Source organism: Streptomyces bungoensis (assembly GCF_001514215.1).
Taxonomy (GTDB): domain Bacteria; phylum Actinomycetota; class Actinomycetes; order Streptomycetales; family Streptomycetaceae; genus Streptomyces; species Streptomyces bungoensis.
In genome coordinates this window covers 26249-52489 of the sequence record NZ_KQ948866.1, presented here as the reverse complement: position 1 = coordinate 52489, position 26241 = coordinate 26249, and the positions used below count along the sequence as shown (strand labels likewise).

General features: G+C 72.0%; 27 protein-coding genes. 14 read left to right on the top strand and 13 right to left on the bottom strand.

The annotated features are described in order from the left end of the window. Positions 1-26: 26 nt before the first annotated feature. Complete coding sequence (gene nucS, locus AQJ66_RS26575; RefSeq protein ID WP_061927109.1) at positions 27-698, bottom strand: endonuclease NucS; 672 nt, start codon at positions 696-698, stop codon at positions 27-29. Between the two features lie 299 nt (positions 699-997). Between nucS and AQJ66_RS26570 the strand changes: the two genes are divergently transcribed. Then, a complete protein-coding gene (locus AQJ66_RS26570; RefSeq protein WP_014675028.1) occupies positions 998-1390 on the top strand; it encodes an SCO5389 family protein in 393 nt (130 codons plus the stop codon). A 116-nt stretch (positions 1391-1506) separates the two neighbouring features. Here AQJ66_RS26570 and AQJ66_RS26565 read toward each other — a convergent pair whose 3' ends face one another. Beyond that, positions 1507-2535, bottom strand: a complete 1029-nt coding sequence (locus AQJ66_RS26565) for an LLM class flavin-dependent oxidoreductase (RefSeq protein ID WP_061927107.1) — start codon at positions 2533-2535, stop codon at positions 1507-1509. A gap of 222 nt (positions 2536-2757) precedes the next feature. Between AQJ66_RS26565 and AQJ66_RS26560 the strand changes: the two genes are divergently transcribed. Then, positions 2758-3093, top strand: coding sequence for a hypothetical protein (locus AQJ66_RS26560; RefSeq protein WP_061927105.1), 336 nt, complete (start codon positions 2758-2760; stop codon positions 3091-3093). Positions 3094-3112: 19 nt separating this feature from the next. Here AQJ66_RS26560 and AQJ66_RS26555 read toward each other — a convergent pair whose 3' ends face one another. The 6 genes from AQJ66_RS26555 to mce all read right to left on the bottom strand — a co-directional run bounded on the left by AQJ66_RS26555 (position 3113) and on the right by mce (position 11423). Continuing rightward, the gene (locus tag AQJ66_RS26555) at positions 3113-3997 is read right to left on the bottom strand and encodes an ABC transporter permease (protein ID WP_061927103.1); all 885 of its coding nucleotides are present in this window, start codon (positions 3995-3997) and stop codon (positions 3113-3115) included. Next, complete coding sequence (locus AQJ66_RS26550; protein WP_061927095.1) at positions 3994-5259, bottom strand: ABC transporter ATP-binding protein; 1266 nt, start codon at positions 5257-5259, stop codon at positions 3994-3996. Before AQJ66_RS26550 ends, AQJ66_RS26555 begins: the two co-directional genes overlap by 4 nt. Positions 5260-5370: 111 nt before the next feature. Further along, positions 5371-5646, bottom strand: coding sequence for a DUF3253 domain-containing protein (locus AQJ66_RS26545; RefSeq protein WP_061927319.1), 276 nt, complete (start codon positions 5644-5646; stop codon positions 5371-5373). Between the two features lie 159 nt (positions 5647-5805). Further along, positions 5806-6741: a coiled-coil domain-containing protein gene (locus AQJ66_RS26540; protein ID WP_061927093.1), complete on the bottom strand. Its 936-nt coding sequence runs from the start codon at positions 6739-6741 to the stop codon at positions 5806-5808. 184 nt (positions 6742-6925) lie between these two features. Next, a complete protein-coding gene (gene scy, locus AQJ66_RS26535; RefSeq protein ID WP_061927091.1) occupies positions 6926-10774 on the bottom strand; it encodes a polarized growth protein Scy in 3849 nt (1282 codons plus the stop codon). Between the two features lie 208 nt (positions 10775-10982). Next, positions 10983-11423, bottom strand: a complete 441-nt coding sequence (gene mce, locus AQJ66_RS26530) for a methylmalonyl-CoA epimerase (protein ID WP_061927089.1) — start codon at positions 11421-11423, stop codon at positions 10983-10985. A 150-nt stretch (positions 11424-11573) separates the two neighbouring features. Between mce and AQJ66_RS26525 the strand changes: the two genes are divergently transcribed. Continuing rightward, positions 11574-12773: an acetyl-CoA C-acetyltransferase gene (locus AQJ66_RS26525; RefSeq protein ID WP_208611467.1), complete on the top strand. Its 1200-nt coding sequence runs from the start codon at positions 11574-11576 to the stop codon at positions 12771-12773. A gap of 31 nt (positions 12774-12804) precedes the next feature. Beyond that, entirely contained in the window at positions 12805-13761 is a 957-nt protein-coding gene (gene meaB / locus AQJ66_RS26520) for a methylmalonyl Co-A mutase-associated GTPase MeaB (RefSeq protein WP_061927085.1), read from the top strand. Between the two features lie 88 nt (positions 13762-13849). On the opposite strand, the gene AQJ66_RS26515 is transcribed toward meaB, so the two are convergent. From AQJ66_RS26515 to AQJ66_RS26500, 4 genes are all read right to left on the bottom strand, one after another. Beyond that, positions 13850-14326, bottom strand: coding sequence for a MarR family winged helix-turn-helix transcriptional regulator (locus tag AQJ66_RS26515; RefSeq protein WP_061927083.1), 477 nt, complete (start codon positions 14324-14326; stop codon positions 13850-13852). 92 nt (positions 14327-14418) lie between these two features. Continuing rightward, positions 14419-15225: an AIM24 family protein gene (locus AQJ66_RS26510; protein ID WP_061927081.1), complete on the bottom strand. Its 807-nt coding sequence runs from the start codon at positions 15223-15225 to the stop codon at positions 14419-14421. Further along, positions 15222-15872, bottom strand: a complete 651-nt coding sequence (locus AQJ66_RS26505; protein WP_061927079.1) for an AIM24 family protein — start codon at positions 15870-15872, stop codon at positions 15222-15224. Before AQJ66_RS26505 ends, AQJ66_RS26510 begins: the two co-directional genes overlap by 4 nt. Before the next feature lies 1 nt (position 15873). Continuing rightward, positions 15874-16506 carry an AIM24 family protein gene (locus tag AQJ66_RS26500; RefSeq protein WP_061927077.1) on the bottom strand — a complete coding sequence of 211 codons (633 nt, stop codon included), beginning with the start codon at positions 16504-16506 and terminating at the stop codon, positions 15874-15876. Between the two features lie 168 nt (positions 16507-16674). Between AQJ66_RS26500 and AQJ66_RS26495 the strand changes: the two genes are divergently transcribed. The 8 genes from AQJ66_RS26495 to icmA all read left to right on the top strand — a co-directional run bounded on the left by AQJ66_RS26495 (position 16675) and on the right by icmA (position 22394). After that, positions 16675-17019, top strand: a complete 345-nt coding sequence (locus AQJ66_RS26495) for a DUF3817 domain-containing protein (protein ID WP_061927075.1) — start codon at positions 16675-16677, stop codon at positions 17017-17019. Next, a complete protein-coding gene (locus tag AQJ66_RS26490) occupies positions 17016-17309 on the top strand; it encodes an MTH1187 family thiamine-binding protein (RefSeq protein WP_061927072.1) in 294 nt (97 codons plus the stop codon). The genes AQJ66_RS26495 and AQJ66_RS26490 overlap by 4 nt, the downstream gene beginning before the upstream one ends. A gap of 150 nt (positions 17310-17459) precedes the next feature. Beyond that, positions 17460-18212 carry a hypothetical protein gene (locus AQJ66_RS26485; protein WP_061927070.1) on the top strand — a complete coding sequence of 251 codons (753 nt, stop codon included), beginning with the start codon at positions 17460-17462 and terminating at the stop codon, positions 18210-18212. After that, a complete protein-coding gene (locus AQJ66_RS26480; protein WP_061927067.1) occupies positions 18209-18889 on the top strand; it encodes a DUF4166 domain-containing protein in 681 nt (226 codons plus the stop codon). Before AQJ66_RS26485 ends, AQJ66_RS26480 begins: the two co-directional genes overlap by 4 nt. Then, entirely contained in the window at positions 18886-19551 is a 666-nt protein-coding gene (locus AQJ66_RS26475; protein WP_061927065.1) for a TetR/AcrR family transcriptional regulator, read from the top strand. The genes AQJ66_RS26480 and AQJ66_RS26475 overlap by 4 nt, the downstream gene beginning before the upstream one ends. A 107-nt stretch (positions 19552-19658) precedes the next feature. Beyond that, positions 19659-20168, top strand: a complete 510-nt coding sequence (locus AQJ66_RS26470) for a MarR family winged helix-turn-helix transcriptional regulator (RefSeq protein WP_061927063.1) — start codon at positions 19659-19661, stop codon at positions 20166-20168. A gap of 65 nt (positions 20169-20233) precedes the next feature. Continuing rightward, the gene (locus AQJ66_RS26465; RefSeq protein WP_061927061.1) at positions 20234-20572 is read left to right on the top strand and encodes a DUF3817 domain-containing protein; all 339 of its coding nucleotides are present in this window, start codon (positions 20234-20236) and stop codon (positions 20570-20572) included. A 121-nt stretch (positions 20573-20693) separates the two neighbouring features. Continuing rightward, entirely contained in the window at positions 20694-22394 is a 1701-nt protein-coding gene (gene icmA, locus AQJ66_RS26460) for a coenzyme B12-dependent isobutyryl-CoA mutase large subunit (protein WP_061927059.1), read from the top strand. Between the two features lie 752 nt (positions 22395-23146). On the opposite strand, the gene AQJ66_RS26455 is transcribed toward icmA, so the two are convergent. Then, on the bottom strand, positions 23147-23761 hold the full coding sequence (locus tag AQJ66_RS26455) for a TetR/AcrR family transcriptional regulator (RefSeq protein ID WP_061927057.1): 615 nt from the start codon (positions 23759-23761) through the stop codon (positions 23147-23149). 211 nt (positions 23762-23972) lie between these two features. Between AQJ66_RS26455 and AQJ66_RS26450 the strand changes: the two genes are divergently transcribed. Next, positions 23973-24944 (top strand): tetratricopeptide repeat protein, encoded by a 972-nt coding sequence (locus AQJ66_RS26450; RefSeq protein WP_061927055.1) that lies wholly within the window; start codon positions 23973-23975, stop codon positions 24942-24944. Between the two features lie 624 nt (positions 24945-25568). Continuing rightward, a complete protein-coding gene (locus tag AQJ66_RS26445; protein ID WP_061927053.1) occupies positions 25569-26201 on the top strand; it encodes a DUF6230 family protein in 633 nt (210 codons plus the stop codon). Positions 26202-26241: the final 40 nt, after the last annotated feature.

The following is a 26241-nucleotide window of genomic DNA, read 5'->3' as shown; positions in this document are numbered from 1 at the left end:
GGGGCGGACCGGCCGGGCCCCGCCGGTCAGAACAGCCGCAGCTTGTCGTCCTCGATGCCGCGCAGCGCGTCGTAGTCGAGGACGTGGCAGTGGATGCCGCGGTCGGTGGCGAGGACGCGGGCCTGGGGCTTGATCTCCTGGGCCGCGAACACGCCGCGCACCGGGGCGAGATGGGGGTCGCGGTTGAGCAGCTCGAGGTAGCGGGTGAGCTGCTCGACGCCGTCGATCTCGCCGCGCCGCTTGATCTCGACGGCGACGGTCGCGCCGTCCGCGTCACGGCAGAGGATGTCCACCGGGCCGATCGCCGTCATGTACTCGCGCCGGACGAGCGTGTAGCCGGCGCCGAGGGTCTCGATGCGGTCGGCGAGCAGTTCCTGCAGGTGCGCTTCCACGCCGTCCTTGATCAGGCCGGGGTCCACGCCGAGTTCGTGCGAGGAGTCGTGCAGGATCTCCTCCATCGTGATGATCAGCTTCTCGCCCGCCTTGTTGACGACGGTCCACACCCCCTCGTCCTCGCCCGCGCCCTCCTTCAGGGTGCAGGGCGGCGACATCCAGTTCAGGGGCTTGTAGGCCCGGTCGTCCGCGTGGACGGAGACGCTGCCGTCCGCCTTGACCAGGATCAGTCGGGGCGCCGAGGGCAGGTGGGCGGTGAGCCGGCCGGCGTAGTCGACCGAGCATCGGGCAATGACGAGACGCATGGTCGGCAACGCTACTCGACACCCACGGGTCGACGCGATTCGCCCTCCTCGCGCCCCGCACCACGCTTCCGTGCGGACCCGGTGGTCCACCCTTTTGTCCCTGGAAACTCCTGTTCATCTCTGGCCGATTGTGTGCCCAAAGGGACCGTTCCATATACGCATTCTGCTGGTGTGGTCACCGACGGTTGCCTACCGTAGAGAACGGGAGGTCGCGGTCCGTGTACTGAGTGTGTCCGGCATCGCGGACTCCCCCATCTGTCCGGCAACCCCTGCTCGTCGGGGGTGCGAGAGGAGAACCCATGTCGCTCGACGTCTCACCGGCCCTACTCGAACAGGCCGAGCGAGGCGAGGTCGACGAAGCAGCATTCGTCGACTGCGTCCGGACCTCCCTGCCCTATGCGTGGGAGATGATCAGCTCCCTGGTGGCCCAGCTGAAGGTGGACGGCGGACCCTTCGCCGACAACCAGACGCCCCCGCCGGACGAGCAGGCACGCGGTCAGCTGCTGCGCGCGCTCGCGAGTGACGCCATACGCGGCGCGCTGCAGCGGCACTTCGGTGTGCGGCTGGCCTTCCAGAACTGCCACCGGGTGGCGGTGTTCCCGCTGGACGCCTCGGTCGACGAGACGCTGGCCCGCTTCACCTCGGTGCGCAACCAGTTGCTGAACCAGTCGCCGGAGCTCCGGGACTGCTGACCCGCAGCTCCCGGCCCGCCGGCGCAGTGAGCCGTCCGCTTGCCGCTCCACCCGCAGGAGGTGCATTCCTACTGGGGCGGCAAGCCCCCCACGGCACAGGGGAGTCGGGCTGCCCGTCAGCGCAGCTGCGGCAGCACCTCGGCGCCCAGGCGCCGCAGGTTCTCCTCCGTCGCCGCCAGGTCGCCCGAGCCCTCCGCGAGCAGGGCGAAGCGGGAGATCCCGGTGCGCTCCGACGTGGCCGCGAGCCGGTCGGCGGCGAGCCGCGGGGTGCCCACCGGGTGCAGCCCGCAGAGCAGTTCGGTGTAGGCGTGCGGATCGCGCATGCGGCGCTCCCGGGAGTCGACCGTCACATGGGCCTCGAGGCCCTGTTTCAGCCAGCCCGGCATCGCCTTCAGCAGCGTCTCCACCGCGTCCGTGCGCCGGTCCGCGAGCTGGCACACCCCGGCCGAGACATGGGCCGCGCCCGCGATCTCCTCGCCCGTCCGCCCCGCGGCCCGCGCGCACCGCCGCCACAGGGCGACCATCTCGGCCTTCTCCTCGTCGCCCACGTGCATCCCGAGCAGCATCGGCAGCCCGCGCTCCGCGGCCAGCCGCACGCTCGAGGGCGAGGTGCAGGCAACGACGACCTCCGGCCCCGGCGTCTGCGTCAGCGCCTCCGACGGGCGCGGTACGACGGGCACTTCACGGAAGGAGTACCGCTCGCCGGAGGCCGCGACCGACGGTTCGCGCAGCCAGCGCACCAGCAGATCGAGTGATTCCGGGAACCCGTGCTCGTACGCCCCGAGGCCCGCGCCGAACACCTCCAGGTCCACCCACGGCCCGCCGCGCCCCACACCCAGGGTGAACCGCCCGCCGCTCGTCAGGTGCAGCAGCGCGGCCTGCTCGCCGAGGGCGACCGGGTGCGCGGTGGGCAGTACGCTGACCGCCGTACCCACCCGGACGCGGCGGGTGCGGCCGAGCAGCAGGGCGGCCAGGGTGACGGCGGACGGACACGTGCCGTACGGCACGAAATGGTGCTCGGCCAGCCATACCGCGTCCAGACCGGCCTCCTCGGAGACCTCCGCCGCGCGGACCGCCCGGTGCAGTGCCTCGCCGTGGCCCTGGCCCGGGAACTGGGCCGCCAGCACAAAACTTCCTACGTGCATCGCATTTCCTGCTTCCTTGGCTCCGACCCGGAGCTCCCCCACCCGGCATAACCGTCTGACACGTGCCGAGGTCACGGCCTGGCGAAGTAATTTCCGGATTGTCTGCAGAATCGGACGCGATGGAGGGTGACTTGTGCGGGTTGGAGCGCTACGCGTACCCCGCTGGGCGCCGCGTAGGCTGGATGCGGCCCGTGCTCCCTGTATAGCCCCGAGAGGTGTCCCGTGTCCCCGCGTCGCAACCGACCGAAGGCAGCCGGAGCGTCGTCCGGCCACAGCGCCGAGGACGACCGGGCCGGCCGGTACGGCGGCTGGCAGTCCACGGAGAGCTGGCAGGGCGAGGACTGGAGCGTGCGCCACGTCGCGGGGGCGAGCGCCCAGGGCAAGACCTACCGCTGCCCCGGCTGCGACCAGATGATCGCCTCCGGCGTCCCGCACGTGGTCGCCTGGCCCGAGCACGCGGGCGTCGACGACCGCCGCCACTGGCACAAGGCGTGCTGGAACGCGAAGGACCGCCGCACCACGCGGGTGCAGCGGTCCCGTAACGCGCCGAGGTTCTAGGGTCCGTGGGGCGCCGGCCTCACACGTCCCGGCTCTGCAGCAGCGCGTAGGCGCCGGCGTACGCCGCCGCCGTCACGCCCAGCATGATCCACAGCGGGTCCCAGCCCGACGGGCCGGACTGGGTCAGGGAGTTGTCGTAGAAGACGCTCAGCTGGCTCGGGATCGAGTACTCCAGCAGCCACTGCTGCACCTTGTGCAGCGAGGAGGCGGCCATGAACAGGGCGATCACCAGCGGGGCCAGCACCACACCGATCATGATGGTGATGGCGCCCGCCGAGTGCCGGATGATCGAGCCGATGACGAGCGACAGCAGCCCCAGCAGCGCGATGTAGAGGCTGACGCCGACCGTGGCCTTGAACCAGGTCCCGCCGGACGGCTTCTCCGCCGCGGTGCCGCTCAGCATGGACGAGTGGACCATGGCCACGAAGGACACCGCGGCCAGGGTGACGGCGAAGGCGACGACGAAGAACACGATCGCCTTCGCCGCGAGCACCCGGCCCCGGCTCGGGCACGCGGTCATCGTCGTGCGGATCATGCCCGTGCCGTACTCGGACGCCGTGGTCAGCACGCCCAGCGTGATGACGCAGATGCTGCCGAGCAGGACCCCGAAGAACCCGAACGACAGCGGGTTCTCCCCGGCCAGGTCCGCGTCGCCGGCGCTGGACTCGACCGCGAAGCCGGTGAGCAGGCCGATGCCGATCACCAGGAGCACGAAGACGCCCAGCGTCCACATCGTCGAACGGACCGACTTGATCTTCGTCCACTCGGAGGCCAGCGCGTGCCCGAGGTGGGTGCGCACGACGGGGATCGGCGAGCTGTAACCGGGGTACGAGCCGCCGGGCGCCGCCTGCCGGTCGGGCGCGGCGGCGGCTGCCTGCGGCATCGGGGGCTGGTGGGTGCTCATCGGGCGTCCTCGGGCTGGGTCTTGTCGGCAGGGGCGGAGGCGGGGGCGGCCGGCGGCTGCTCCTGGGCGGCCTGCGGCTGCGGGACCGGCGCGGGCGGCGCGGCCTGGACGGGCGGCGCGGCGGGCGCGGCGTACGGGTTGGGGTGGCCCACGGCGCCCGGAGCGCCGTACGGGCCCGCGGGGGCGCCGCCGTACGGCCCGGAGGGACCCGCCGGCATGCCGAACGGCTGCCCGCCCTGCTGGGGCGGCGGCGGGGCGTACCAGCCCGGCTGGCCCTGGCCGGGCACCGGCATGGGCGGCTGGGCGCCGGGCGGCAGCTGCTGCTGCAGGCCCGCCTTCTGGTCGATGGTCGAGCGGTAGTCGACGACCCCCTGCGTCATCCGCATGTACGCCTCCTCCAGCGAGGCCTGGTGCGGCGACAGCTCCCACAGCCGGACGTCCGCCTCGTGCGCGAGGTCGCTGATGCGGGGCAGCGGCAGCCCGGTCACGCGCAGCGCGCCGTCCTGCTCGGGCAGCACGTGGCCGCCGGCCTCGGTGAGCGCGGCGGACAGCTTCTCGCGCAGCTGCGGCTCGCTGTCGGGCGTGCGCACGCGCGCGAAGTCGGCCGAGTTGGCGGAGATGAAGTCCTTCACACTCATGTCGGCGAGCAGCTGGCCGCGCCCGATCACGATGAGGTGGTCGGCGGTCAGCGCCATCTCGCTCATCAGGTGGGAGGAGACGAAGACCGTGCGGCCCTCGGCGGCCAGCGCCTTCATCAGGTTGCGCACCCACAGGATGCCCTCCGGGTCGAGGCCGTTGACCGGCTCGTCGAAGAGCAGCACCTGGGGGTCGCCGAGCAGGGCGGCGGCGATGCCGAGCCGCTGGCCCATGCCGAGCGAGAAGCCCTTGGAGCGCTTACGTGCCACCTCCTGCAGGCCCACGACGCCGAGCACCTCGTCCACGCGCCGCGCCGGGATGCCCGACAGCTGGGCGAGGCTGAGGAGGTGGGCGCGGGCGGACCGCCCGCCGTGCACCGCCTTGGCGTCGAGCAGCGCGCCCACCTGGCGGGGGGCGTTGGGCAGCTTGCGGTACGGGTAGCCGCCGATGGTCACCGTGCCGGACGTCGGGTTGTCCAGCCCCAGGACCATCCGCATGGTGGTCGACTTGCCCGAGCCGTTGGGCCCGAGGAAGCCGGTCACCGCTCCCGGACGCACCTGGAAGGAAAGGTTGTACACGGCGGTCTTGTCGCCGTAGCGCTTGGTCAGGCCTACAGCCTCGATCATGCTCCGCACCCATCGAAAGGTTCAGGACAGCGGGGCACACGCCCCCGTAAGGGTTAGGAGGATATCCGGGCGCTGACGGTTCCGCTCAAGAGAAAGTAAAGCTGCGCCTGCTCAGGGAGCGGGGTCCCGGGCCGGCCGGCGGATCCGGACCGGCCCGCGGGCCTCGGCGGGATCGACGGGCGCACCGTGCTGGGTGATCTCCACCCGGCCGCGCGCCGCGAGCCGGGCCGCGGCCCGCCGGACGGGTTCCATGAGCTCCCGCCATCCCTCGTCGCCGGAGCCGTGCACCGCGCGGGCCACCTCCGAGGGGCACACCGAGGCGCCCGGCGCCCGGTGGCCGAGCAGGTCCAGGACGGCGTCCTCCAGGGACCGGTCGGTGACGCGCATGGAGACCACTCCCCGCTCCGGCGGCGATTTCCGGCCGCGACCGGAACCCGTACTCCGCTTCCAGGCTACGTGCCGCGGGCCTTTGCGCACACGAAAGGGGCGGCGGGACCTGGTCCCGCCGCCCCTCACGGCGTCGTACGGCTACCGGAGCTGCCGGAACTACCGGGACTGCTGGGCCGGAACCCCGCGGGAGATCGGCTCGTCCTCGGTGGGGGAGCCGGCGGCGGCCACGGCGGCGCCGGTCAGCGTGGCGAGCATCTCGCGGACGTTCGTCAGCTGGGCGTTGATGGAGTCGCGGCGGTTGGTGAGGGCCGCGAGCTCGCGCTCGGATTCCGAGCGGATGCGGTCGGCCTTGGCGTTGGCGTCGGCCACGATGTCCTCGGCCTGGCGCTGGGCCGTCTCCACCGTCTGGCGGGCGCGGCGCTCGGCGTCGGTGCGCAGCTTCTCGGCCTCCAGGCGCAGCTGCTCGGCGCGGTGCTCGATCTCGGCGAGCCGCTTCTCGGCCTTCTGCTGACGCGAGGCCAGGTCGCGCTCGGACTGCTCGCGGCGCTTGGCCAGGTTGGTCTCGAAGTCGGCGGCGGCCTGCGCGGCCTTGGCGCGGGTCTCCTCGAAGAGGGCGTCCGCCTCCTCGCGCTTGGACTGCGCGTCCTTCTGCGCCTCGGAACGCAGCTGGGAGGCGTCGCTCTTGGCCTTCTCGACGATCCGGACGCCCTCGTCCTCGGCCTTGGCCTTGCGCTCCGCGGCGAAGGACTCGGCGTCGTTGCGGACCTGCTGGGCCGCCGACTCGGCGAGTTCGCGGTGCTGCTCGGCGGCGCGCCGGGCCTCGTCCCGCAGGTCCTTCGCCTCTTCCTCGGCGAGGCGCAGGATCTTCTCGACCCGCGCGCCGAGACCGGCGTACGACGGCTCCGCGTCGGTGACCTGGGCCTGGGCGTTCTGGGTCTCGAGGTGGAGCTCCTCGATGCGCTTCTCCAGAGCGGTGATGCGGGAGAGCGCGCTGTCACGGTCGGAGACGAGCTTGGAGATACGTTCGTCCACCTGAGCGCGGTCGTACCCACGCCGCACAAGCTCGAAGCCGTAGGGGGAAGTGTCGCTCATGGGGTTCCTGTCGAAAGAGACCGGTGAGGTGATAGGGGAAATCCTAGGGGCCGAAGCGGTGTGTCATCGAGCGGATACGTGTTTGATCTGGAGAATGACACCTCTTTTGAGTGGCTGACCGCCGGACGGCTTGCCAACGAGTGGGACAAAGCTCCCCAGAAGACACCGGAACACCGCTCCCGCGCTACCCGTCCGACGACTTGCCACCCGATCGGGGTGCCCCCACCGTCGCGCCCGCCTTGACCGCGCCGTCCTTGCCGGCCGACGGGGCCTCGAAGGACTCCAGCGCCTCCAGCACGTCCTGGACCCGGGAGATCTCCGCGTTGATGTCCTCGCGCCGGCGCACCAGGATCTCCAGCTCGCGCTTGCCCTCCTCGACCGTGCGCCGGGCCTCGCGGATCGCCTCGGCCTTCAGCTCCTCGGCCTCCTTGACCAGCGAGGCCTTCTTCTGCTCGGCCTCCTTCAGCAGGCCCTCGGCCTTCTTGACGGCGGCGATACGCACCTTGCCCGCCTCGGAACTGGCCTCCGACACCAGCTCCTTCGCCTTCGCCTGCGCCTTGGCCAGCTGCTCCTCGGCGGCCTTGATCAGCGCGTCGCAGCGGTCGCCGGTGGACTTCATCGTCTCGGCGGCCTCCCGGCGGGCCCGCTCGTGCAGCTCCTCGATCTCGGCCGTGATGCGGTCGCGCAGCTCCTCCGCGCGCTCCCGGATGGCGGTCGCGTCCCGGCGGGCGCCCACCAGCAGCTCGTCGGCGTCCGTACGGGCCTTCTCCACCCGGGAGTTGCCCTCGACGGTCGCCTCGGACACGATCCGCTCGGCCTCGCTGCGGGCCGCGCCGACCATCGTGTCGGCCTGCGACTCGGCGTCCGCGGTGGTCTTCAGCGCCTGCGCCTGCGCCTCGGTGAGCAGCTTGTCGGCCTCGGCCGCGGTCTCGTTGATGAGCGTGTCGACCTGCTCGGCCGCCTCCGAGCGCCGCTTGTTGGCGTCCTTGCGGGCCTCGTCGAGGAGCCGCTCGGCCTCCTCGCGCGCGGAACCGACCAGCCGCTCGGCCGCCGCCTCCGCGTCCGCCCGGAGCCGCTGGGCCTCCGCGCGCAGCCGCTCCGCGTGCGCCTGCGCCGTGCCGACCGTCTCGGCGGCCTCGGCGCGCAGCCGCTCCGCGTCGCCGGTGGCGTCCGCGACGAGCTGCTCGGCGGCCGCGAGGGCCTCGGCCCGGACCCGGTCCGCCTCCGCGATCGTCTCGTTCTGCAGCCGCTCCGCCTCGGAGCGGGCCTCGGTGATCAGGGTGTCGGCCTGGGTGGCCGCGTCCGAGCGGATGCGGTTGGCGTCCTCACGGGCGTCCGCCCGGGTGCGCGCGGCCGCCTGGTCGGCCTCCGCGAGCGCGTCCGACGCCTCCGTACGCACCCGCTGGGCGTAGTCCCCGGCCTCCGAGCGCAGCCGCTCGGACTCCGCGATCGCCTCCGCGACCGTCCGCTCGGCCAGCGCCTTGGCGGCCTCCGTCTCCTCGCTCGCCTCCCGGCGCAGCCGCGAGGAGTCCTCGCTCGCCCGCTCCCGCTCGGCGTAGGCGTCGGCGCGGACCCGGTCCGCCTCCTCCTGCGCCTCCCGGCGGGTCCGGTCGGCCGCGTGCTCGGCGGCCGAGCGCAGCCCGGTGATCTCCTCCTGCGCCTGCTCGTGCAGTCCGGCGACGGAGTCGCGGACCTGCTGGGCGTGGAGCTCGGCGGCGGCCACCATCTCGGTGGCGCGCCGGTCGGCCTCCTCCACCAGCCGGACCGCCTCGGCCTGCGCGTCCTCCACGCGCCTGCGCGCCGAGGCCAGCAGCTCCTCGCTCTGCTCGCGGGCCCGCTCGCGCTCCTGGTCGGCCTCCGAGCGCGCCGCGCCGAGCAGTTCGTCGGCCTCGCGGCGGCGCCGGGCGGCCTCCTCCTGCGCGGCGGCCAGCGTCTCGGACGCCTCGGTGCCGAGCCGCTCGGCGGCGGCCTGCGCCTCCGCGCGGACCCGGTCGGCGGTGTCCTGCGCCTCGGCCTTGAGCCGCTCGGCCTCGGCGGCGGCCTCCGAGCGCAGCCGTACGGCGACGGCCTCGCCCTCGGCGCGCGAGGCGGACGCGTCGGACGCGGCCTCGTCGCGCAGCCGGTCGGCCTCGGCCTCGGCCTGCTGCTGCAGCGTACGGATCCGCTCGGCGGACTCCGCGCGCAGCCGCTCGCTCTCCTCGGCGGCCTCCCGGCGGATCCGGGCCGCCTCCTCGCGGGCGTCGGCCAGCGCCTGCTCGGCCGACGCCAGGCGCTCCTGGGCCTCGCTCTGCAGCCGGGCCAGCTCCTCGGCGGCCTCGCCGCGCCGGGCCTCGACCGCGCGCTCGGTCTCCTCGCGCAGCTCGCGCGCGGCCTGCTCGGCGTTCGAGGTGATGGTCTCGGCGAGCCCCACCGCCTCCTCGCGGGAGCGCTCGGCCTCGGCGCGGGTGCGCTCCAGGACCTCCTCGGCCTGCCGGCGCAGCGCCGTCGCCCGCTCGATGGCCTCGGTGCGGACCTTCTCGCTGTCCGTCGTGGCCTTCTGCCGCAGCTCGTCGGCGTCCGCCTTGGCCTTGGCGAGCAGCTCCTCGGCGGACTTGGCCGCCTCCTCGATCTGCACCACGGCCTCGCGGCGGGCCTCGGCCCGGAGGGACTCGCCCTCGGCGACCGCGTCGGCGCGCAGCTGCTCGGCCTCGCCGCGCAGCCGGCGGGCCTCCTCCTGGAGCTCGACCGTCTTGGCCCGGTACTCCTTGGTGTCGTCCTTCGCCGCGCCCTTGAGCTGCTCGGCGATGTCGTGCGCCTCGGCGCGCAGCCGGTCCGCCTCGGCCTCGGCCTCCCGGCGGATCCGCTCGGCCTCCTCGGCCGCGGCCCGGGTGGTCCGCCGGGCGTCCTCGGCGGCCTTGTCGAGCACGTCCTCGGCGGTCTTCGCCGCCTTGGACAGCTGGGTCGCGCTCTCCTCGGCCGTGATGGTGCGGGCCTTCTCGGCGGCCTCCGCGACGATCTTCTCGGCCTCGGCGCGCGCGTCGGCCACCAGCTGCTCGGCGTCCGCCCGGGTGGTCTCGGCCTCCTTGGTGGCCTCCTCGACCAGGCGGGCGACCTGCTCCTTGGCGGTCCGGGTGCGGGTCTCGTTGGCGGCCTCGGCGCCGGCCAGCGCCTTGGCGGCGGCCTCCTTTGCCTCCGTGACCAGCGTCTCCGCCTCGGACTGCGCCTTGCGCAGGGCCTCCTCGGCCTGCGCCATCCGCTCCTCGGCGGCCCGGCTCAGCTCGGCGGACCGGCGGCGCACGGCGTCCGACTCGCTGACGGTCGAGGTGCGCAGCTGCTCGGCGTGGTCGGTGGCCTCCTGGGCCTGCGTGGAGGCCGCGTTCAGCAGCCGCTCGGCGTCCGTGCGGGCGCGGCGCAGGATCTGCTCGGCCTCGGCGCGGGCCGTCTCGGCGTCGCTCTGCAGCCGCTCGCGGGCCTCCCGGGTCAGCCGTTCGGCCTCCGCGCGGGCGGCGGCCAGGGCCTGCTCGGCCTCGGCGCGGGACTCGTCGAGCAGCCGGCGGGCCTGCTGCTCGGTGCGGGCGCGCAGCTGCTCGGCCCACGCCACGTTCTCGTTGACGTGCGACTCGACCGTCTGCCGGCGCTCGGCCAGCTCCTGGTCCAGCTGCTGGCGGCGGGTGACCGCCTCCTGGTGCAGCTCGGCCTGCAGCCGGGCGGCCTGCTCGGCGTGCTCCTGCAGGATGCGCTGGGTCTGCGCCCGGGCCTGGCTCAGCTCCCGCTCGGCGTCCTGGCGCAGCTGGTCGGCCTGGATCTGGGCATTGCGGAGCAACTGCTCGGCCTGATAGCCGATGTCACCGCCGTCGTAGGCGGGCCGGGTCATCAGGGTGCGGCGCGCCTCGTGCAGCTTGGCGCGCAGCACCTCGACCTGGTAGCCGAGGTCCTCGGCGTGCTGGATCGCCTTCTCCCGCTCGGTCCTCAGCCGTTTCATCTCGGCCTCGAACCGTGAGAGGTGGTCGACGTCAGCCGCCGGCTCTCGCTCCTGGCTCTCGTAGCCCCGCACTGCGCGGTCCCATCCGTCCCCTGGTCGGCTTCTGCAACGAGCTCCGTCCATCCGCCGAACGGGGCCCCCGGGGAATGGTGTCAGATCAACGGCGGAGCACGGGCTGCTGCCCCGACGCTCGTCCCCCGAAACCCGGACCCCGGCATGCGGCCGTCCCCCGCCTACAGGGACGACCGCCCCCAACCCTACCGGCCCTTATGTACGGGGGTCAGTGCTCGGGCGACTCAACAGGGGCCGAAGTGACCAGTTCTGTCAGGACACCGTGGCAGTCCTTGGGGTGCAGGAAGGTGATCCGCGACCCCATGGAGCCGCGTCGTGGCTCGTCGTACAGAACGCGTACGCCCTTGCCGCGGATCTCCTCGGAGTCGGCGTCGACGTCCGCCGTACCGAAGGCGATGTGGTGGACACCCTGCCCGTTCTTGGCGAGCCACTTGGCGACGGTGGAGTCCTCGCGGGTGGGTTCCAGCAACTGGAGGTAGGAGGCTCCGCCGTCCGAGGTGCCGTTGATCCGGAGCATGGCCTCGCGCACGCCCTGCTCCTCGTTGACCTCGGTGTGGAACACCTCGAAGCCGTACGTGGCCCGGTAGAACTCGACGGTCGCGTCGAGGTCGTGGCAGGCGATCCCGATGTGGTCGATTCGCGTCAGCATGTTCTCAGTGCAGCGCCACCGCGGTGGTTACGCAACGTGCGCGCGATCACACTGACGGGCCGATGACGGCACGGAGTGCCACTCAGTACATTCGAAGTAAACCCTCGTTCACTCCTCGGCCTGGGCAGGCCGGTAAGGGGATCGCAGCTCATGCCTTCTGGAACGAACAGCTCAGTGATCGTCGCGGGCGCGCGTACGCCCATGGGACGACTGCTGGGCTCTCTGAAGTCCTTCTCCGGAGCCGACCTCGGCGGCTTCGCGATCAAGGCCGCCCTCGACCGTGCGGGGATCGGCGGCGACCAGGTGCAGTACGTGATCATGGGCCAGGTGCTCCAGGCCGGGGCGGGCCAGATCCCGGCCCGCCAGGCCGCGGTCAAGGCCGGCATCCCGATGAGCGTCCCGGCGCTCACCATCAACAAGGTGTGCCTGTCCGGCCTCGACGCCATCGCGCTGGCCGACCAGCTGATCCGCGCCGGCGAGTTCGACATCGTCGTCGCCGGCGGCCAGGAGTCCATGACGAACGCCCCCCACCTGCTGCCGAAGTCCCGCGAGGGCTTCAAGTACGGCGCGGTGCAGATGCTCGACGCGATGGCCTACGACGGCCTGACCGACTCGTTCGAGAACATCGCCATGGGCGAGTCCACGGAGAAGCACAACACCCGCCTCGGCCTCGGCCGCGCCGAGCAGGACGAGATCGCCGCGCTGTCGCACCAGCGGGCCGCCGCCGCGCAGAAGAACGGCATCTTCGAGGCCGAGATCACCCCGGTGGAGATCCCGCAGCGCAAGGGCGACCCGGTCCTGTTCAGCAAGGACGAGGGCATCCGCGGCGACACCACCGCGGAGTCCCTGGGCAAGCTGCGCCCGGCGTTCACCAAGGACGGCACGATCACCGCCGGCTCCTCCTCGCAGATCTCGGACGGTGCGGCGGCCGTGGTCGTGATGAGCCGGGCCAAGGCCGAGGAGCTCGGCCTGACCTGGCTCGCCGAGATCGGCGCGCACGGCAACGTGGCCGGCCCGGACAACAGCCTCCAGTCCCAGCCGTCCAACGCCATCCGGCACGCCCTGAAGAAGGAGGGCCTGGAGGTCTCCGACCTCGACCTCATCGAGATCAACGAGGCCTTCGCCGCGGTCGCCGTGCAGTCAATGAAGGACCTCGGCGTGTCCACGGAAAAGGTGAACGTCAACGGCGGCGCGATCGCCCTCGGCCACCCGATCGGCATGTCCGGCGCCCGTCTCGTGCTCCACTTGGCGCTGGAGCTCAAGCGGCGCGGCGGCGGGGTCGGCGCGGCCGCGCTGTGCGGTGGCGGCGGCCAGGGCGACGCCCTGATCGTGCGGGTACCGAAGGCCTGAGCCTTACTTCTCACGAGTGAACGGAGCTGTGATGCAGGACGTCTCCTCTCTGGTGGACCAGGCCAGGGAAGGCCGGCCGCGGGCCGTGGCCCGGCTGATCTCCCTCGTCGAGGGGGCGTCCCCGCAGCTCAGGGAGGTCATGCGGACGCTCGCGCCGCTGACCGGCAACGCCTACGTGGTCGGCCTGACGGGCTCGCCGGGCGTGGGCAAGTCGACCTCGACCTCCGCGCTCGTCACCGCGTACCGCAAACAGGGCAAACGGGTCGGCGTCCTGGCCGTCGACCCCTCCTCCCCGTTCTCCGGCGGCGCCCTGCTCGGCGACCGGGTCCGGATGTCGGAGCACGCCTCCGACCCCGGCGTCTACATCCGCTCCATGGCCACGCGAGGCCATCTGGGCGGCCTCGCCTGGGCGGCCCCCCAGGCGATCCGCGTCCTCGACGCGGCCGGCTGCGACGTGATCCTGGTCGAGACGGTCGGCGTGGGCCAGTCGGAGGTGGAGATCGCCTCCCAGGCGGACACCTCCGTCGTCCTCCTGGCTCCGGGCATGGGCGACGGCATCCAGGCGGCGAAGGCGGGCATCCTCGAGATCGGCGACGTCTACGTCGTCAACAAGGCCGACCGCGACGGCGCCGACGCCACCGCGCGCGAGCTGAACCACATGCTGAGCCTGGGCGAGTCCCGGGGGCCCGGCGACTGGCGGCCCCCGATCGTCAAGACGGTCGCGGCCCGCGCCGAGGGCGTCGACGAGGTCGTGGAGGCCCTGGAGAAGCACCGGGCGTGGATGGAGGAGCGCGGCGTGCTCACCGAGCGCCGCCGCGCCCGCGCCGCCCGCGAGGTCGAGACGATCGCGGTCACGGCCCTGCGGGAGCGCATCGGCGACCTGCACGGCGACCGCCGGCTCAGCGCCCTGGCCGAGCGCATAGTGGCGGGCGAACTGGACCCCTACCGCGCGGCGGACGAGCTGGTGGCGGGGCTGACACAGGGCTGAGGCCCGTCCGGGGGCCGAAGCGGGGGCCCGGAGGGCCGGGCGGCCCCCAGGGCCGGTCACCCGGCGCCCTGGAGGCTCCGGCCGGCTCTCAGAGACGCCCCCGCTGTCCCCGCAGGTGCTCGGCGATCGGCTTCAGCGCCTTGTCGAGTTCTATCAGCGTGTCCGGCGACAGCAGATCGATGAAGTGCCGCCGCACCGACGCCACGTGGTGCGGCGCGACCTTCTTCATCGTCTCCATGCCGTGCTCGGTCAGCACGGCGTACAGCCCCCGCCGGTCGGACTCGCAGTTCTCGCGCCGCACCAGGTTCGCGTTCTCCATCCGCGTGATCTGGTGCGAGAGCCGGCTCTTGGACTGCAGGGTCGCGGAGGCCAGGTCGCTCATCCGCATCCGCACGTCGTCCGACTCGGACAGATTGACGAGGATCTCGTAGTCGTTCATCGTCAGGCCGAACGGCTGCAGATCCTTTTCCAGCTGGTACGTCAACAGCCTGTTGACCTCCAGGTGGGTGCGCCAGGCGCACTGCTCCGCATCGGTCAGCCAGCGCGTGGCCGTCTCGGTCTCCATGAGTGAAGTCTACCTAAGAAGTTGAATGACGAACTACTTCGGGTGGTGTGACAGTGCGCACGCGTTCGACGTCACACTCCGCAGACTACCGCTCACAGCCCGAAGCGACGCTGGAGGTCTCCCAGCTGTCCGGGAAGGCGCGGTGCACCCGACGCTTGCGGACCGTGTCCACCCGGTGCCGCTCCGCCACCACCGGGCACACCCGGCGCGGACGGAACGGCCCCCGTCGGCTGCTCCGCCATGAGGGCCTCGCTCGACTGCAGCAGAACCGTCCCGGCGCCGACGAACTCGAACTGGTGCTCCTCGCCGGAAGCCCCGCCCAGGCCCGTCATCGCACGTAGACCGCCCATGACACCCGTGAGGTACCCGTGGTCGTAGTGGTGGCACGGCGACGGGCAGTCGGCCCACCCGACGAGTGCCTGGGGGTCCACCCGGAGGGGAGGTTCCATGAACACCACCGGACCGTTAGATGCGGCGACAAACTTTCCGGTTCCGATAAGGGTCAGAAAACCCGGCACGATCGACTGCTTGAGTGCGAGACTTGGCTGAAAAGCGAGCAGATTGCCCGCGCGAATGGTCAAGTTCCCGTCGTCCAGGTCGTACGAATTGACGTCGAAGGCCCGGTCGGCGAGCAGCATCTTGCCCGAACCCTCCGCGACGACCCAGTCGCTCGCGTGCAGTGGCGAATGGAAGGACGTACGGACAAGCCGGTCAAGTCGCCCGTGCCCGATGCCGTTGAACTCGATCGCCCCGTAGTAGGCGATCATCTTCCCCTTCTGCAGGAACCACTGCCCGGCCTTGAGCTCGACGCAGAACGTGTACGCGTTCACGTTGTCGTCGGCGGGCAGCGTCATGGGGTCGTGCACCACGGGTCCGCCGGGGGTTCCGTACGCGCTCACAGCTTCTCCTCCGAGGCCTGGACGTAGACCGTGCCGCTGCCGCTCAGCTCCAGCTGGAACGCCTCGCCGGAGCCGCGGCCCACCATGTCACGCCACCCGAGCGCCGTGGACAGCTTGTTGCGCACGTCGCCGTGGTGCGCGACGTACGCCTGCGGGTCCACGTGGACCGGGCGCTGGGGCGTGATCGGGATCTCGAAGACGCCGCCGTGCGCCATCACGGCCACCGAGCCCCGGCCCTGGAGGGTGGTCGTGAACAGCCCCTGCCCGGTGACCTGGCCGCGCACCATGCCCATCACCCCGCCCTGGGAGCCCAGGAACATCGTCCCCTGCCGCAGGGTGCCCTCGAACGCGAGCAGCCGGTCCGCCTCGACGTACAGCGTGTCGCCGGAGAGCGTGATGACGTGGACGTGGTGGCCGCCGTGCCCGAAGAAGACCGTGCCGCTGCCCTCCACGGTCATCAGCGGCGTCGCCTCGCCGGCCACGCGGCGCCCGATCATGGACATCAGCCCGCCCTGGCCCCCCTGGATGCTGGGCGTGAAGGACACGTCCCCCTGGTAGGCGAGCATCGCCCCGCGCTGGCTGAACAGCCGCTGCCCGGGCAGCACGGTCGCCTCGACCATCTTGGAGTTGATCTCTCTGAAGCTCATCTCACAGGTCCCCCGCGATCGTGTTCCGCTCGCTGGGCTGGACGTAGACCAGCCCGTCCCCCTCGAAGCGGATCTGGAAGGCCTCGCCGCCGCCCTCGCCGAAGAAGGTGCGGAAGGTCACACCGGACTGGAAGGACTGCCGTACGTCGCCCTGGTGCGCGATGTACGCGCCGGGGTCGACGACCAGCGGGTACTGCGGGCTGACCCGGAGCACCACCGCCGGCCCGTCCGACATGATCGCCGCCTGCCCGTGGCCCTCGACGGTCGTCGTGAACAGCCCGTTGCCCTGCGAGGCGCCGCGCAGCCCGGTGAACGTCGTCCCCGTCCGCAGTCCGGCGTCGGTCGCGAGCAGGTTGCTCGACTCGACGCAGAGCCTGTCGCCCCGCAGGCTGACCAGGTTGATCTCGGACGCCCGGTCCGCGAACCAGCAGGTCCCCTGCCCCCTCACCTCCATCACCGTCATCTGCTCGCCGGTGAGCCGCCGGGTCACCATCCCGCGCAGCCCCTCGCCGCCACCGGTCAACTTCTTGAAGGCCATCTGCCCGTCGTACGCGACCATCGAGCCGTTCTTCGCCTTCACGGCGTCCCCGGTCATGTCGACGGCGAGGACCTTGCTGCCTTGGAGTCGGAACATCGCCACGCTGCGAAACGTAGCGGCCGAGCGGGTGGAGGGAACAGGCCCGGCGGGTGGAGAACGACCCTGAGCGCACCCTTACGGGCTTCGTTTGCCACAATGGACGAACGCTTGTGCGTGCATTCACAAACGACAGCCCGTCGTCGCGACTCCCACCGAAGGTGATCCGTGGACATCAAGACCGCCACCTCCCTCCGCCGCCTCCGCCTGGTCTCGGCGCCCGAGGCCGTGTCCTTCCTGGTCCTGCTCGTCTGCTCGGTCCTGAAGCGGACCACGGACTTCAACGCGGTGCCCGTGATGGGCGCGGTCCACGGCGTGCTGTTCATCCTCTACCTGGTCTTCTGGGCGGACGCCTGGAACCGCGCCAGGTGGCCGCTGGGCACCGCCGCCCTGTACTTCGTCCTCTCCGTCCTGCCCACCGGCGGCTTCTTCGCCGAACGCCGGCTGCGCCGCGAGGCCGAGGACGCGGTCATCGCCTCCCGGGCCCGCAAGGAAGGGGTCGTGAACGCATGATCGTCGCCTTCTCCGTGACACCGCTGGGCGTCGGCGAGGACGTGGGGGAGTACGTCGCCGAGGCCGTCCGGGTGGTGCGCGAGTCGGGACTGCCGAACCGCACCGACGCCATGTTCACCTCCGTCGAAGGGGAGTGGGACGAGGTCATGGACGTGGTCCGGCGCGCCGTCGCCGCCGTCGAGGAGCGCGCCCCGCGCGTCTCGCTCGTCCTCAAGGCCGACATCCGGCCCGGCGTGACCGGCGGCCTCACCTCCAAGGTCGAGACCGTCGAGCGGCACCTGGCGCGGTAGCCGGCGGGCGCCGCGACACCGAACCCCGGCCCCTCGTGGGCCGGGGTTTTCCCGTCCCACCTCTTTGAGCGATCGCTCAAAGAGGTGTACCTTTCTCCGGCAGAGCATTTGAGCGGTCGCTCAAAGAGGATCCTGACGTGGGGGAACACCATGGGTCTCTACATAGAGACACGTATCGGCGCCGACCTGGACGACCTCTGGGCGCGCACCCAGGACCCCGCCCAGCACCAGCGCTGGGACCTGCGGTTCACCGAGATCACCTACCTCCCCGGTGCGGAGGGCGGACCGCGGCGCTTCCGGTACGCCACGCGCGTGCTGCCGCTGCTCACCCTGTCCGGCACCGGCGTCGCCGCCGGCGAGAAGCAGCGCCCCGACGGCACCCGCACCTCCGCCCTGCGCTTCTCCTGCCCGCACCCCCTCTCCCTGCTCGCCGAGGGCAGCGGCTACTGGCGCTACGTCCCCGAGTCCGACGGGGTCCGCTTCCTCACCGGCTACGACTACCGCCCCCGCTGGGGCGCCTTCGGCGCCGTCGCCGACCGGCTGCTGTTCCGGCCGCTGATGGGCTGGGCGACCGCCTGGTCCTTCGACAGGCTGCGGCTGTGGCTGGAGCGGGGCATCACCCCCGAGCGCGCCCTGGTCAACTGGCTGGCCGAACTGGCCGTGCGCACGCTCGTGCTCGCCGGCTGCCTGGCCGGCCTCGTCCTCGAGCCCTCCCTGAGCCCCTTCGGCTCCCTCGCGCCCGCCCTGGCCTACTTCTGCCCGCTGCTCCTGGTCGTCGCCCTCTCCCTGGCCCTGTTCAAGGCCCCGCTCGCCGCCACTCCGGCCGCCCGCCGCTGCCTGCGCGCCCCGGTGACCGCCACGCGCGCGCCGCGCGTCCTGTGCACCCTGGAGAAGCCCGTATGACCTCGATCTTCCGCACCGCGATGGGCGACGCCTTCGACCGCCTCCACCCCCAGCTCCGGCGCCGCTTCTCGGTGGGGCTGGCGAGCGGCGAGGCCTGCACCGGCCGGGGCGTGATGCACCGGATCTGGCACGGCCCGGCGTTCGTGAAGCCGTTCCTGGCCCTCGGCGCCACCCGCAACATCCTCCTGCCGCGCGCCGGCCGCGACGTGCCCTTCGTCATCGAGAACGTGCCGTACACCGACACCTTCGGCCGTGAGACGGTGACGTTCGTGCGCACCTTCTACCTGCCCGGCCGCTCCCGCCGCTTCGACGCCCAGATGGTGCTCGGCCCCCGGGGTGACCGCATCCTCGACTACCTCGGCACCCACCAGCACCTCGCCAGCGAGCTGCACTTCTCCGCCGAACCCGACGGCTCCCTCCTCGTCCGCTCCGGTGAGCACCGCTTCCGCGAGGGCCCGGTGGACGTGCGCGTGCCCGAGCTGGTCGGCGCCGCGGCGGAGGTGCGCGAGTCCTACGACGACGCCGCGGACCGGTTCCGCATCCGGGTCCGCGTGGTCAACCGCCGCTTCGGGCCGCTCTTCGGCTACGAGGGCAGCTTCACGGCGTCGTACACCGACCTGCGCACGTGCGGCGTCCGGCCCGGGCTGCGCCCGGTGCGGGAGGAGGCGCGCGCATGACCCCGGAACGGGCCAAGGCCGAGACGGCCAAGTCCCAGGAGACCAAGGTCAAACTCCTCGAAGGGGCGCTGCGCACGCTCACCGAGCAGGGCATCGCCAAGGCCTCCGCCCGTACGGTCGCCTCGGCGGCCGGGGTGAACCAGGCGCTGGTCTTCTACCACTTCGGCTCCGTCGACGAGCTGCTCGCCGCCGCCTGCCGCTACGGCGCCGAGAACTCCGTGGCCCGCCACCGCTCCCGCCTCGCCTCGGTCGCCTCGCTCTCCGAGCTCCTCGCCGTCGGCCGGGAGATCCACGAGGAGGAACGGGCCGGAGGGCACGTGGCCCTGCTCGGCCAGTTGCTGGCCGGCGCCCAGACCCACGCCGCGCTGGGCCCCGCGACGGCGGCCGGTCTGGAGCTGTGGATCGCCGAGATCGAGCAGGTGCTGCGCCGGGTGCTCGCCACCACCCCGTTCGGCGAGTTCACCGACCCGGCCGGACTCGCCCGCGCCCTCGCCGCCTCCTTCGTCGGCATCGAGCTGTACGAGGGCGTGGACGGGGCGGGCGCGCACGCGGCCCTGGACGCCCTGGAACAGCTGGGCGCCCTGGTCGCGGCCCTGGAGGAGCTGGGCCCGGTCGCCCAGCGCGCCGTACGCCACCACCTGCGCCGCACGAACCGCCGCTGAGCCGGCAGGTCACGAAGGGTGTGACACACATCACCCGGACGGCCCCGGGCGACCGAAACCCGAGACAGGGCTGACCGGCATATGACCGGCGGGTAGGGTCTGGTGACGTGCCGAAGCCACTCAGCCTCCCCTTCGACCCCATCGCGCGTGCCGACGAGCTGTGGAAGCAGCGCTGGGGAAACGTGCCCGCGATGGCCGCGATCACCTCGATCATGCGGGCCCAGCAGATCCTGCTGGCCGAGGTCGACGCGGTCGTCAAGCCGTACGGGCTGACCTTCGCGCGGTACGAGGCGCTGGTGCTGCTCACCTTCTCCAAGGCCGGTGAGCTGCCGATGTCCAAGATCGGCGAGCGTCTGATGGTGCACCCCACGTCCGTGACGAACACCGTGGACCGGCTGGTCCGCTCCGGCCTGGTGGCCAAGCGCCCCAACCCCAACGACGGCCGCGGCACCCTCGCCGTGATCACCGACAAGGGCCGCGAGGTGGTCGACGCGGCCACCCGCGACCTGATGGCCATGGACTTCGGCCTGGGGGTCTACGACGCCGAGGAGTGCGCGGAGATCTTCGCCATCCTGCGGCCGCTGCGGATCGCGGCGCACGACTTCGACGAGGGCTGACACGGGCCCCGCGGCGGGGTGACCCGGGGCAAGATCTCCCGGAACGGGCGGTTACGCTCGACGGCATGAAGAAGAGCGTGCTCACCCGCTACCGCGTCATGGCCTACGTCACCGGCGTGCTGCTGGTCCTGCTGACCCTGGGCGTGATCGCCAAGTACGGGCTGCACATCGACGGCGCCGACAAGTTCACCACCTTCGTCGGCATCGCGCACGGCTGGCTCTACGTCGTCTACCTGGTCTTCGCCTTCGACCTGGGCTCCAAGGCGAAGTGGCCGGTCGGCAAGCAGCTGTGGGTGCTGCTGGCCGGTACGGTCCCCACGGCCGCCTTCTTCGTCGAGCGCAAGGTCAGCCGCGAGCTGGAGGGCCGCGTCGCCGACCCCGCCGCGGCCGTCGCCGAGGCCTGACCCGCCGCGTCGCCGGGTGCCCGCCCGGGGCACCCGCACAGGCGTCGCTCCAGCGCCACTCGAGTACCGAGTGGCAGGGGCCCATCGACATTTACTAGGACGTCCAAGTAAATTCGAGGGTATGGACGCTCACGCGATCGAGGAGGGCCGCCGGCGCTGGCAGGCCCGCTACGACGCCGCGCGCAAGCGCGACGCAGACTTCACCACGCTCTCCGGCGACCCCGTGGAGCCGGTGTACGGACCCCGGCCGGGGGACGCCTACGAGGGGTTCGAGCGGATCGGCTGGCCCGGGGAGTACCCGTTCACGCGCGGGCTCCACCCGACCGGCTACCGGGGGCGGACCTGGACGATCCGGCAGTTCGCCGGGTTCGGCAACGCCGAGCAGACCAACGAGCGCTACAAGATGATCCTCGCCGCGGGCGGCGGGGGCCTGTCCGTGGCGTTCGACATGCCGACGCTCATGGGCCGCGACTCCGACGACCCGCGCTCGCTCGGCGAGGTCGGGCACTGCGGGGTGGCCATCGACTCGGCGGCCGACATGGAGGTCCTGTTCAAGGACATCCCGCTCGGCGACGTCACGACGTCGATGACGATCAGCGGCCCCGCCGTCCCCGTCTTCTGCATGTACCTGGTCGCCGCCGAGCGGCAGGGCGTGGACCCGTCGGTGCTCAACGGCACGCTGCAGACCGACATCTTCAAGGAGTACATCGCCCAGAAGGAGTGGCTCTTCCAGCCCGAGCCCCATCTGCGCCTCATCGGCGACCTGATGGAGTACTGCGCGGCCGGCATCCCCGCCTACAAGCCGCTCTCCGTCTCCGGCTACCACATCCGTGAGGCGGGCGCGACGGCCGCCCAGGAACTGGCGTACACCCTCGCGGACGGGTTCGGGTACGTCGAGCTGGGCCTCAGCCGCGGCCTGGACGTGGACGTGTTCGCCCCCGGACTGTCCTTCTTCTTCGACGCCCACCTCGACTTCTTCGAGGAGATCGCCAAGTTCCGCGCCGCCCGGCGCATCTGGGCGCGGTGGATGCGGGACGTCTACGGCGCGCGGAGCGAGAAGGCGCAGTGGCTGCGCTTCCACACGCAGACCGCGGGCGTCTCGCTGACCGCCCAGCAGCCGTACAACAACGTGGTGCGCACGGCCGTGGAGGCGCTGGCCGCCGTACTCGGCGGGACCAACTCGCTGCACACCAACGCGCTGGACGAGACCCTCGCCCTGCCGAGCGAGCAGGCCGCGGAGATCGCGCTGCGCACCCAGCAGGTCCTGATGGAGGAGACCGGCGTCGCCAACGTCGCCGACCCGCTGGGCGGCGCCTGGTACGTCGAGCAGCTGACGGACCGGATCGAGGCGGACGCGGAGAAGATCTTCGAGCAGATCAAGGAGCGGGGCCTTCGGGCTCACCCGGACGGGCGGCACCCGATCGGCCCGATCACCTCCGGGATCCTGCGGGGCATCGAGGACGGCTGGTTCACCGGCGAGATCGCGGAGTCCGCGTTCCGCTACCAGCAGGCCCTGGAGAAGGGTGACAAGAGGGTGGTGGGCGTCAACGTCCACACCGGGTCCGTCACCGGAGACCTCGAGATCCTGCGGGTCAGCCACGAGGTGGAGCGCGAGCAGGTCCGCATCCTGGGCGAGCGCAAGGGCGCGCGGGACGACGCCGCGGTGCGTGCGGCGCTGGACGCCATGCTGGACGCGGCGCGCACCGGCTCCAACATGATCGAGCCGATGCTGGACGCGGTCCGCGCGGAGGCGACGCTGGGGGAGATCTGCGGGGTGCTGCGGGACGAGTGGGGCGTGTACACGGAGCCGGCCGGCTTCTAGCCGCCCGGCGCCCGCCACGGGCGACCCAGGGGGCTCCGGCCCCCTGACCCCGGTCCAGACGCCTTTGCGGGCGCCTGGACCGGTCCTTGGCCCCCTGGTCCCGGGCGCGTGCCGCCGCGGCCTCCCGGGCGCCTGGGCCGGACCCCGGCCATCGGGGGCCGGGCCCGCGGCGACCCCAGCCGTGCGGGCGCCTGGGTGGGACGGACCCTGGCCACCGGGCCCGGGCCCGGTGGCGACCGCGGCCGGGCGGGCGCTTGGGCGGGATTCTGGGCCCCGGGTCCGGGCCGAGCCCTGTCTTTCGGGTGGCGTCCGGGAGAAGCCCTGGGCCCCGGGTCCGGGCCGAGCCCTGTCTTTCGGGTGGCGTCCGGGAGAAGCCCTGGGCCCCGGGGCCGGGCCGAGCCCTGTCTTTCGGGTGGCGTCCGGGAGAAGCCCTGGGCCCCGGGTCCGGGCCGAGTCCTGACTTTGGGTGGCGTCCGGGAGGGAGCCTCAGCCTCGGGCCGAGCGCTGCCTTTCGGGTGACGTCCGGGACGACCCTCGAGCCACGGGCCCGGGTCGAGTCATGACTTTTGGGTGGCGTCCGGGAGGAACGCTCAGCCTCGGGCCGAGCGCTGCCTTCCGGGCGCGCGTCCGGGACGACCCTGGGCCCGGCCCCGAGCTGAGCCCTGCCTTCCAGGGGGCGCCGGGAACGACCCCCGAGCCCGAGTCGAGCCCTGCCTTTCGGTCGGAGCCGGGGACGGTTCCTGAGCGCAGGCCTATGCCGAAGCCAGACCCTGCAGCAGCACCCGGGTGAAGCTGCGTACCCACTCCTCGTCCGCCGGCTGGCCGCTCACCAGGGTGCGGTGGACCACCGCTCCGGCCACCATGTCGAAGATCAGGTCGGCCGTGCGGGCGGCCTCCGCCGGGTCGGGTTCCGGGGGGAGTTCGCCGCGGCTCTGGGCGCGGGAGCGGCCCTCCATGACGAGGCGCTTCTGGCGTTCCACGATGGAGGTGCGGACGCGTTCGCGCAGGGCGTCGTCGCGGGTCGATTCGGCGACCGCCGCCATCAGGCCACTCTTCGCCTCGGGGCGGGCCAGGATCGCCGCGAACTGCAGCACCACGCCCTCGATGTCGGCGGACAGACTGCCGCTGTCGGGCAGTTCGAGTTCGTCGAAGAGCTCCGCCACCGCGTCGACCACGAGTTCGTGCTTGCCCGCCCAGCGGCGGTACAGGGTCGTCTTGGCCACCCCGGCCCGGGTCGCGACGTCCCCCAGGGTGAGCCGTGACCAGCCCAGTTCCACCAGCGCCTGGCGCGTGGCCGCCAGGATCGCGGCGTCCGCGGCGGCGCTGCGCGGGCGTCCGGTGCGGCCGGCGGGCGTACGACTCTGCATGTCCCGACCATAACCGGCGGGATCTGTGCGGTCGTGAGGGAGATCACCGGGATGTGGTGTCGCCGGGTGTCCGCAGGGCATTACGCTACGGGTCGTAGCGAAAGCTCGTGAGGGACGTACACGGGCGACGACCACTGGCGTGGGGTGGGGACCCGGCGCCGCACCCACACCGGTTTTTTCTTCATGCGCGGGAACGGGGGAGGATAGACGCATGCAGCCACGGAACATGTCCATGAGCGGTGTGGTCGACCTCGCCGCGGTGAAGGCGGCCCAGGAAGCCAAGGCCAAGGCAGAGCAGGCGCGCGCCGAGTCCGCCCGGCAGGGCGGCGCGGGGGCCGTCTCCCCGGCCGATCTCGTCATCGACGTCGACGAGGCGGGCTTCGAGCAGGATGTCCTGCAGCGGTCCGCCGAAGTCCCCGTCGTCATCGATTTCTGGGCCGAGTGGTGTCAGCCCTGCAAGCAGCTGAGCCCGGTCCTGGAGCGGCTGGCCGTCGAGTACAACGGGCGCTTCCTCCTCGCCAAGATCGACGTCGACGCCAACCAGATGCTGATGCAGCAGTTCGGGGTGCAGGGCATCCCGGCCGTGTTCGCCGTCGTGGCCGGACAGGCGCTGCCCCTCTTCCAGGGTGCCGCCGGCGAGCAGCAGATCCGGCAGACCCTGGACCAGCTGGTGCAGGTGGCCGAGCAGCGCTTCGGGCTGACCGGCCTGACCGTCGACCCGGACGCGCAGCCGGGCGCGCCCGTACGCCAGGAGGCGCCCGCGGGGCCGTACGACGCCCTGCTCGAGGCCGCCGTGCAGGCCCTGGACGCCGGGGACCTGGGCGGGGCCGTGCAGGCCTACAAGAACGTCCTCTCCGACGACCCGGGCAACACCGAGGCCAAACTGGGCCTCGCGCAGGCCGAGTTGCTCCAGCGGGTGCAGGACGCCGACCCGCAGCAAGTGCGCAAGGAGGCCGCCGAGAAGCCGGGCGACGTCGCGGCGCAGATCGCCGCCGCCGACCTGGACCTGGTGGGCGGTCACGTGGACGACGCCTTCGGCCGGCTCATCGACACCGTGCGGCGCACGGCGGGTGACGACCGGGACGCGGTACGGCGCCGGCTGCTGGAGTTGTTCGAGGTCGTGGGTCCCGAGGACCCGCGCGTGGTGGGCGCGCGCCGGGCGCTCGCCCGCGCCCTGTTCTGACCAGTCACTAAACGCCACGGCTTGTGATGCCGGGGTGAAAGATTGGCCGACGACCTGTCAGGGCGACCCCGCTTTACCAAATCTTGGTAATAGCGGCGACTGTTACTCGGAGTAAGACAAGGCCGTTGATCTGTCTGGATTCGTCCAGAGATCAACGGCTTTGCTCTGCCCTCGGGTGCCACCGAGTGTCGCCGTTCGAGATCAGTGGGTCGCCCTTCGGTTATCCGGCCGTTACTAGCGAGTAACGAACCCCCTTGTGTCCGGGCCGAGAATGCACCACGATCGGCGACGCTCGGTCCATTCCCGTACCCCGGCAGCCGGCCGGGTCGCGGGGACTCTGGGTCCCCACCGGGCAGAGCCGGCGGCAGTGGCGCCGGCTCTAGGGCAGGGGGGTCTTCGCCGGATCGGTGGAGCCTGTCCAGAAGGTTGTGCGTGATGTGTGTCAGGCGCGACCAGTGGTTGTCGCTCGGGGGTGATCGCCGGTGATTCGGGCGCGGTTCGCGCCTCCGAGTACGGGCGCTCCCCTTCCCGAGGACGTAGCACTTCTCCCATCCCTGCCTGGCTGAGCCGCCTACTCGGGGGGCGAGTCAGGGTCAGGAGATGTACGTCCGAGAAGGAGGAAATATGGAGTCCCAGGTGCGTGGCGGGACCAGATGGAAGCGGTTCGCTGTGGTCATGGTGCCCAGCGTCGCCGCCACGGCGTGTGTCGGTGTGGCACTCGCGCAGGGCGCGCTCGCCGCGTCGTTCAGTGTGTCGGGCCAGGAGTTCAAGGTCACCGCCTCGAAGCTCGACGGCAAGGACTTCGTCCAGTACGGGGCCATCGACACCGGCTACAGCATGTCGGGCAAGAAGGACGCCGCTCACGCGGTGGCCGTGTCCGGTTTCAGCTCCGCGGACATCACGGACATGTGCCAGTCCGTGGTCACGCCGAACCTGCCGTTCGTGGGTACGGTCACCCTGAAGCTGACCGCCGGCAGCAAGACGCCGGTGCATGCCGAGAACCTCTACATCGACGTCAACGACCTCGATGCGAACGCCACCTTCAGCAACATCGACATCGGTGTTGCTGCGGGGGAGACCACCAAGGGCATACACCCGGGTGACAAGGCGAACCCGGCCGGTTTCGCCCAGCAGGCCGACGAGGCGGTGCTGACCGACGTGAGCCAGCACGCGTGGGCCACCACGGCGGCGACGTTCAAGCTCAGCGGTCTGCACATGGCGCTGTCGTCGGGCACCGACGAGTGCCAGCTGCACTGAGCAGGGCGTGACGGGCGGGGGGCCGACGGACCTCCCGCCC

Bases quoted from the DNA above. Each gene is read 5' to 3' on its own strand.
- nucS (WP_061927109.1), bottom strand. From the start codon at position 698: ATGCGTCTCGTCATTGCCCGATGCTCGGTCGACTACGCCGGCCGGCTC.
- AQJ66_RS26570 (WP_014675028.1), top strand. From the start codon at position 998: ATGTCGCTCGACGTCTCACCGGCCCTACTCGAACAGGCCGAGCGAGGC.
- AQJ66_RS26565 (WP_061927107.1), bottom strand. From the start codon at position 2,535: ATGCACGTAGGAAGTTTTGTGCTGGCGGCCCAGTTCCCGGGCCAGGGC.
- AQJ66_RS26555 (WP_061927103.1), bottom strand. From the start codon at position 3,997: ATGAGCACCCACCAGCCCCCGATGCCGCAGGCAGCCGCCGCCGCGCCC.
- AQJ66_RS26550 (WP_061927095.1), bottom strand. From the start codon at position 5,259: ATGATCGAGGCTGTAGGCCTGACCAAGCGCTACGGCGACAAGACCGCC.
- AQJ66_RS26545 (WP_061927319.1), bottom strand. From the start codon at position 5,646: ATGCGCGTCACCGACCGGTCCCTGGAGGACGCCGTCCTGGACCTGCTC.
- AQJ66_RS26540 (WP_061927093.1), bottom strand. From the start codon at position 6,741: ATGAGCGACACTTCCCCCTACGGCTTCGAGCTTGTGCGGCGTGGGTAC.
- mce (WP_061927089.1), bottom strand. From the start codon at position 11,423: ATGCTGACGCGAATCGACCACATCGGGATCGCCTGCCACGACCTCGAC.
- AQJ66_RS26525 (WP_208611467.1), top strand. From the start codon at position 11,574: ATGCCTTCTGGAACGAACAGCTCAGTGATCGTCGCGGGCGCGCGTACG.
- meaB (WP_061927085.1), top strand. From the start codon at position 12,805: ATGCAGGACGTCTCCTCTCTGGTGGACCAGGCCAGGGAAGGCCGGCCG.
- AQJ66_RS26515 (WP_061927083.1), bottom strand. From the start codon at position 14,326: ATGGAGACCGAGACGGCCACGCGCTGGCTGACCGATGCGGAGCAGTGC.
- AQJ66_RS26505 (WP_061927079.1), bottom strand. From the start codon at position 15,872: ATGAGCTTCAGAGAGATCAACTCCAAGATGGTCGAGGCGACCGTGCTG.
- AQJ66_RS26500 (WP_061927077.1), bottom strand. From the start codon at position 16,506: ATGTTCCGACTCCAAGGCAGCAAGGTCCTCGCCGTCGACATGACCGGG.
- AQJ66_RS26490 (WP_061927072.1), top strand. From the start codon at position 17,016: ATGATCGTCGCCTTCTCCGTGACACCGCTGGGCGTCGGCGAGGACGTG.
- AQJ66_RS26485 (WP_061927070.1), top strand. From the start codon at position 17,460: ATGGGTCTCTACATAGAGACACGTATCGGCGCCGACCTGGACGACCTC.
- AQJ66_RS26480 (WP_061927067.1), top strand. From the start codon at position 18,209: ATGACCTCGATCTTCCGCACCGCGATGGGCGACGCCTTCGACCGCCTC.
- AQJ66_RS26475 (WP_061927065.1), top strand. From the start codon at position 18,886: ATGACCCCGGAACGGGCCAAGGCCGAGACGGCCAAGTCCCAGGAGACC.
- AQJ66_RS26465 (WP_061927061.1), top strand. From the start codon at position 20,234: ATGAAGAAGAGCGTGCTCACCCGCTACCGCGTCATGGCCTACGTCACC.
- icmA (WP_061927059.1), top strand. From the start codon at position 20,694: ATGGACGCTCACGCGATCGAGGAGGGCCGCCGGCGCTGGCAGGCCCGC.
- AQJ66_RS26455 (WP_061927057.1), bottom strand. From the start codon at position 23,761: ATGCAGAGTCGTACGCCCGCCGGCCGCACCGGACGCCCGCGCAGCGCC.
- AQJ66_RS26450 (WP_061927055.1), top strand. From the start codon at position 23,973: ATGCAGCCACGGAACATGTCCATGAGCGGTGTGGTCGACCTCGCCGCG.
- AQJ66_RS26445 (WP_061927053.1), top strand. From the start codon at position 25,569: ATGGAGTCCCAGGTGCGTGGCGGGACCAGATGGAAGCGGTTCGCTGTG.